The 5,874-nt window shown below is 65.7% G+C and carries 8 protein-coding genes; 7 read left to right on the forward strand and 1 reads right to left on the reverse strand.

The genetic code is table 11. The annotated features are described in order from the left end of the window. A partial coding sequence (locus JOZ00_RS02585; RefSeq protein WP_293339225.1) for a molybdopterin-dependent oxidoreductase occupies window positions 1-118 on the forward strand: 118 nt, incomplete at its 5' end. After that, a complete protein-coding gene (locus JOZ00_RS02590) occupies window positions 111-650 on the forward strand; it encodes a hypothetical protein (RefSeq protein ID WP_293339211.1) in 540 nt (179 codons plus the stop codon). The genes JOZ00_RS02585 and JOZ00_RS02590, both read left to right, overlap by 8 nt. Here JOZ00_RS02590 and JOZ00_RS02595 read toward each other — a convergent pair. Beyond that, window positions 616-966 carry a hypothetical protein gene (locus tag JOZ00_RS02595; protein WP_293339213.1) on the reverse strand — a complete coding sequence of 117 codons (351 nt, stop codon included), beginning with the start codon at window positions 964-966 and terminating at the stop codon, window positions 616-618. The two genes, JOZ00_RS02590 and JOZ00_RS02595, sit on opposite strands and share 35 nt — an antisense overlap. Before the next feature lie 217 nt (window positions 967-1,183). Between JOZ00_RS02595 and JOZ00_RS02600 the strand changes: the two genes are divergently transcribed. The 5 genes from JOZ00_RS02600 to JOZ00_RS02620 form a co-directional block, all read left to right on the forward strand. Next, complete coding sequence (locus JOZ00_RS02600; RefSeq protein ID WP_293339215.1) at window positions 1,184-1,489, forward strand: hypothetical protein; 306 nt, start codon at window positions 1,184-1,186, stop codon at window positions 1,487-1,489. A gap of 59 nt (window positions 1,490-1,548) precedes the next feature. Next, complete coding sequence (locus JOZ00_RS02605; protein ID WP_293339217.1) at window positions 1,549-3,171, forward strand: class I adenylate-forming enzyme family protein; 1,623 nt, start codon at window positions 1,549-1,551, stop codon at window positions 3,169-3,171. Beyond that, on the forward strand, window positions 3,158-3,931 hold the full coding sequence (locus tag JOZ00_RS02610; protein WP_293339219.1) for a class II aldolase/adducin family protein: 774 nt from the start codon (window positions 3,158-3,160) through the stop codon (window positions 3,929-3,931). The genes JOZ00_RS02605 and JOZ00_RS02610 overlap by 14 nt, the downstream gene beginning before the upstream one ends. A 37-nt stretch (window positions 3,932-3,968) precedes the next feature. Further along, window positions 3,969-5,237 (forward strand): amidohydrolase family protein, encoded by a 1,269-nt coding sequence (locus tag JOZ00_RS02615; protein WP_293339221.1) that lies wholly within the window; start codon window positions 3,969-3,971, stop codon window positions 5,235-5,237. 158 nt (window positions 5,238-5,395) lie between these two features. Further along, window positions 5,396-5,874, forward strand: a 479-nt coding sequence (locus tag JOZ00_RS02620) for an alpha/beta fold hydrolase (RefSeq protein ID WP_293339223.1), incomplete at its 3' end; no start/stop codon positions are given.

The raw sequence follows: 5,874 nt of genomic DNA on the forward strand, positions 1-5,874 counted from the left end.
CGCCGACCTTGCCGCGGACCACGGCTTTCCCGCGCGGATCATCGTGCCGGCGCTACCTGGCGTGCACAACACGAAATGGGTGGCCACCATCGTCTTTCAGGCGGCGGAAAATGCCTAGGGGGATCCCGGCTTTCGCGAGGCTCTACGGATCGCGTCCGCTGCATCTGCTGACCCTGATCACCGGGTTCGCACTGTTCGGCTATGTGGTCGCCACCATCAAACCGGTCACGCTGTGGAACCCGTCCTCGTGGTGGCAATCGATCATCGTGTGGTTCGCCGCCGCCGTCATCGCCCACGACCTGGTGCTGTTCCCGATCTACGCCTGTCTGGACCGGCTGCTGTCGCGAGTCGCGACTACACCCGCCCGGGTGCGCCCGGCGGATCGGGTACCCGTACTCAACTACCTGCGGGTACCCGCGCTGGGGACGGGTCTGACGCTGTTGGTGTTCCTGCCCGGCATCATCGAACAGGGCGCCGGCACGTACCTGGCCGCGACCGGGCAGACCCAGGACCCGTTCCTCGGTCGGTGGTTGCTGCTGACCGCGGCGATGTTCGCGGTCAGCGCCACGGTCTACGCCATCCGTGTGTCGCTGGTGCACCGGCGAACCAAGACGCCTAGCCGCACCGCCCCGAGCCACACGAGGCGATGATCTGCAGGCGCCGGGCGCTGTATTCGGATGCGGAGATCGCGCCCTGGATGTGCAGCTCCTCGAGCTCTTTGAGCCGCGCGGACAGCGACACGCGCGGACGTTCGCGGGATTGGCCCGGTAGATCGCTCTTCGTGGTCCACCCCTTGCCCATGTTGACGAGTCCGAGGGCAAACAGCACCCCGGCGGCGGTGATCGGCAATCCGAGGTAAAGCAGCCACTCCAGCGGCATGCCGGTTCGGCGCAGCACGAAGTAGCGCGAAAGGAACATCAGGGCGACCATCCCGCCGGCTATCAGCACGGCGACCTTGCTTTTCATGGCGGCATACCTCCTCAGTCTTTCGCTGCGCGTTGCAGCGGTCGTGAGGCAAGTGCAATCGCCCTGTGCCGCTACCGATCCCAACACTGGGAATCGGATTAACCGTCCACGGCCGTCCTTGGAGGATCCTTGGTGATTTCTTGGGGTTTCCTCCGGGTCCTTTCGGGACCCGCCGCTGATCTGCGCGTTCACCGGTGGGTCACTACAGTGGGAACTCGTGGGGAATCGACAAGCCAAAGCCGCAGGCGCACTGTGCGCCGGTGTGGCCGCGCTTGTGGTCGCGGTCGGTTGGTCGGCCGGCGACACCACAGCCACCACGGCAAAAAGTAATACCGCCACCTCGAGCAGCACGACGCCGGCTCCGGGCGGCGCCGTACCGGTCCAGCCCGTCGGTGGGGGCGGCTGCATCATCGGCCTCAACTGTGGTTGCGTGCACGCTTGCCACACGCAGCACCCGCGTCCACCGGACGTTGCCGGCGATCCGCAGCACGCCGCGCCCGCTCCCGCGCCGCAAAATCCCTGACCATCCGGGTCGGTTGAGGCGACGGCCGACTTGGCCCACCGTTTACCTATGATCTGGTGATGAGCGCCGGTGGGCTGCATACCGCGGGCTCGCCGGCATTCACCGACGACGACCCGGCGCGGTTCCGTGCGGCCGGCTGGTGGTCGGATACGACGCTGTCGGATGCGGTGCGCCGCAACGCCGAACGGTCACCGCAGCGCCCGGCCTACATCGACCATCCCGGGACCGCGTTTACCTGGCGCGAATTCGACTGTGCAGCAACGGCTCTCAGTGAGCAACTGGCCGGCGTAGGCGTTGGCCCGGGCGACCGGGTGGCGGTGTGGCACGGCGACTCCACCGCCATCCACGCGCTGCTCATCGCGATCGAACGCTGCGGTGCGGTGGCCGTCGGGATCGGCGCACGCGCCGGCACCCGCGAGGTCTTGGCAATACTGCGCGGCTCGGCGCCCAAGCTGCTGATCAGCGACGCCTCGCACGCATCCGCCGCGGCGGGCGTGGCCGACCAATCCCAGTTGTCCACCCTCGTCCTGGATCACGATGCCGGCGCGTTGCGCCTGGACGCCGAAGCGAAACCCACGCCGGTCTCAGCCGGCGCCGTCCGCGGTCCCGACGACGTCTTTCTGATCAATTCCACCTCCGGAACCACTGGTCTGCCGAAATGCGTGGTGCACACCCAGAATCGTTGGTACTACTTCCACCAGAAGGCCGTCGCCAACGGGCTGTTGACCTCCGACGACACCTTCCTGCCGGTGATACCCACGCCGTTCGGTTTCGGGATATGGACCAGTCACACCACGCCCATCTATCTGGGAGCGACCGCGGTGATCCTCGACCGGTTCACCACGCGAGCGACGTGCGAAGCGATCGTTCGCCACAGCGTCAGCGTGTTGTGTTGTGTCAGCACGCAATTGACGATGCTGATGGCAGATCCCGCCACCCGCGATCACGACTTGAGTTCGCTGCGCGTCGTTTTCACCGGTGGCGAAGCGTTGCCCTACCGTCCCGCCGCCGAATTTGAAGAGTTCACCGGCGCAAAGATTCTGCAGTTCTACGGCTCCAACGAAACCGGATTGCTCAGCGCCACCACCGTCGCCGATTCACGCGAGCGCCGCCTGCGCACCGGAGGCCGGATCGTGCCCGAGATGGAGGTCCGCCTGTTCGACGGGGATCGCGACGTGACCGCCACCGGGCGCGGCCAACCGGCATGCAGGGGTCCGGCGACCAGCCTCGGCTATCTGGGCGGCACCGACCACGACAAGCTTTTCACCGCTGACGGGTGGATGCGCATGGGCGACATCTGCGAGATCGACGCGGACGGCTATTTGAGCGTCACCGGCCGCACCTCGGATTTCATCGTCCGCGGCGGCAAGAACATCAGCGCGAGCCAGGTGGAAGACGCCGCCACTACCCATCCCGCCATCGCGGTTGCGGCGGCCGTCGCGATGCCCGACCCGGTGTTCGGCGAAAAAGTCTGCCTCTACACCGAACTCGTCGCATCCCACGACCTCGACCTGCCCGGGCTCGTCGAACACCTGCTGGCATTGGGAGTTTCCAAGGAATTGCTGCCGGAAAAGCTGATCGTCGCAGACGAGCTACCGCGATCGTCGGGCGGAAAGATTGCCAAAGGCAGCCTCCGCGAGGATATTCGAGCCAGGATGGAGGGACGATATGAACGCTCCTGATGCACGCCGGGGTGGTTTGGAGGCCTGGGCGCCGTCGGTGGTTCCCCCCATCGGAGTCGAACTCTCCAACGAGCAGGCGCTGGCCGTGGCATTTCGCCACCTCGCCGCGATCGGGTTCGCCGAGAACATGGCCGGCCATATCACCTGGCAACTCGACGGCGAAACGGACATGTTCGTCAACCCATGGGGCCTGTGGTGGCAGGAACTCAGGGCATCCGATATCTGCGCGGTCGACAGCGACGCCCGCGTGGTGCGCGGCCGATGGGACGTCACGCCGGCGATCCACATCCACACCGAACTGCACCGCGTCCGGGACGACGCCCGCGTGGTGATCCACAACCACCCTTATTACGCCTGCGTGCTCGCCGCCCTGGGTCGTCTGCCCGAGCTGGTGCACCAAACCGGTTCGCTTTTCCTCGACGACCTGTGTCTGGTCGACACTTACGACGGCGAGATCGATAGCCCCGCCCGAGCGGCGGATCTTGCCGGCCGCATCGGCAAAGCCAACCTGACGATTTTGGCCAACCACGGTGTGATCGCAACGGGTCGCAACCTGCCCGAGGCCGTCTACCGGGCGGTGTCGATCGAGCGGGTGTGCAAGCTGGCCTACGACGTCATGCTCACCGGCAAGGAACCCGTCGCCATGAAGTGGTCGGACATGGCGGGCATGCAACGGTCGCTTATCGAACGTGCCGCCGACGTCTACTGGGCGGGCGCGGCGCGGATGACGATCAAAGCCGACCCCGATGTGCTCAACTAAGCGACTCGAACGACCTGCCGCACAAGGAGATTGACGCGTGAAATCGATCGACGAGCTGGCCGGCAACCTGGGCTTCACCACGGCGAAAACCGGCGAGGATCGCTCGGTCACGTTTCTGCCTGATCCGCCGCGAGCGAAACGGCGTTACACGGTGATATCGGTGGACGACCACATCGTCGAACCGCCGGACACTTTCACCGGACGTCTGCCGCGTCGATTCGCCGACCGCGCGCCCAAAGTCGTCGACACCGACACCGGGGGACAGACGTGGGTCTACGACGGCAGCGAACTGCCCAACGTCGGGTTCAACGCCGTCGTCGGGCGCCCGGTGGCGGAGTACGGCTTCGAGCCGGTCCGATTCGACGAAATGCGCGCCGGCGCATGGGATATCCACGAGCGCGTCAAGGACATGAACCTCAATGGCATCTACGCCTCGCTCAATTTTCCGTCGTTCCTGCCCGGGTTCGCCGGCCAGCGACTGCAGCAGGTCACCACGGACCGCGACCTGGCGTTGGCCTCGGTGCGCGCGTGGAACGACTGGCACCTCGAGGAATGGGCGGGCTCATACCCCGACCGCATCATCCCGTGTCAGTTGCCGTGGCTGCTGGATCCCCAACTCGGCGCGCAGCTGATCTACGAGAACGCCGAGCGTGGATTCCACGCCGTCACGTTCAGCGAGAACCCGGCGATGCTGGGCCTGCCCAGCATCCACTCCGGGCACTGGGATCCGATGATGGCGGCGTGCGCCGAGACCGACACCGTCGTGAACCTGCACATCGGATCCTCGGGCTCGTCGCCGTCCACCACCGACGATGCGCCGCCGGACGTTCAGGGTGTGTTGTTCTTCGCCTACGCCATTTCGGCGGCGGTCGACTGGTTGTACTCCGGCCTGCCGAGCCGGTTCCCCGAACTGAAAATCTGCCTGTCCGAAGGGGGAATCGGCTGGGTCGCCGGACTATTGGACCGCCTCGACCACATGCTCAGCTATCACGCGATGTACGGCACTTGGCAGGCGCTGGGCGAAAGCCTGACGCCCGCAGAGGTTTTCACCAGGAATTTCTGGTTCTGTGCGGTGGAGGACAAATCGTCGTTCGTGCAACGCGATCGGATCGGCGTGGACAACATCATGCTGGAAGCTGATTACCCGCATTGCGACTCCACCTGGCCGCACACCCAGGAAACGATCCACGAACAGATCGGCGATCTGCCACCGGACATCATTCGAAAGTTCAGCTGGCAGAACGCGTCTCGGGTATACCGGCATGCGGTGCCCGCGGAAGTGCAGCGCGATCCCGAGGTGTTCTAGCAGTAGATCCGCGCCATTGAGCACAATGCGCAAAAGCTGAAAATCGCCCGTTGCGTGGCTATTGCGCACAAGCGAGTCCTCGACGTCATAGGCCCGTAGCTTCGAATCCAACGAGCTGTCGGGACTCCCTCGACACCGTCAGTGACGAGGAGCCCACCGTGTTCACTCAGCCGGAACTGATGACGGGAACCAATGCTTACCGCGCGACGACAACCGCACTTCCGCCGCGGCTCAGCGCCAGGCGCGCCGGCTACGTCGAGCGCACGATCGTCACGAGCGACGGTGTGCGGCTCGCGGTTCGCGACTACGGCTCAACGGGTGCGCGCGAGCACACCATTGTGTTGCTGCACGGTCTGTGCCTGACCCAGGAGAGCTGGGCGCCGCAAGTCCGTCACCTGGTGCGCCGCTGGGGCAACAGCGTCCGGGTCATCACCTACGATCACCGCGGTCACGGCGAGTCGACCGGGGCCGACATGCGCACGTACCGGATCGACCGGCTGGCCGCCGACCTCGCCGACGTCCTCACCGCGCTTCGGGTATCGGGGCCCCTCACCCTGGCGGGACACTCGATGGGCGGCATGACCGCGCTGGCATACCTCAGCCGCCCGGCCGCCGAGCGTCCGGTCGAACCGCAGGG

It is taken from the genome of Mycobacterium sp. (genome assembly GCF_019243155.1).
Lineage (GTDB): Bacteria > Actinomycetota > Actinomycetes > Mycobacteriales > Mycobacteriaceae > Mycobacterium.

Coding starts and splice junctions, on each gene's coding strand:
- JOZ00_RS02590 (WP_293339211.1), top strand. CDS start 111: ATGCCTAGGGGGATCCCGGCTTTCGCGAGGCTCTACGGATCGCGTCCG.
- JOZ00_RS02610 (WP_293339219.1), top strand. CDS start 3,158: ATGAACGCTCCTGATGCACGCCGGGGTGGTTTGGAGGCCTGGGCGCCG.
- JOZ00_RS02595 (WP_293339213.1), bottom strand. CDS start 966: ATGAAAAGCAAGGTCGCCGTGCTGATAGCCGGCGGGATGGTCGCCCTG.
- JOZ00_RS02605 (WP_293339217.1), top strand. CDS start 1,549: ATGAGCGCCGGTGGGCTGCATACCGCGGGCTCGCCGGCATTCACCGAC.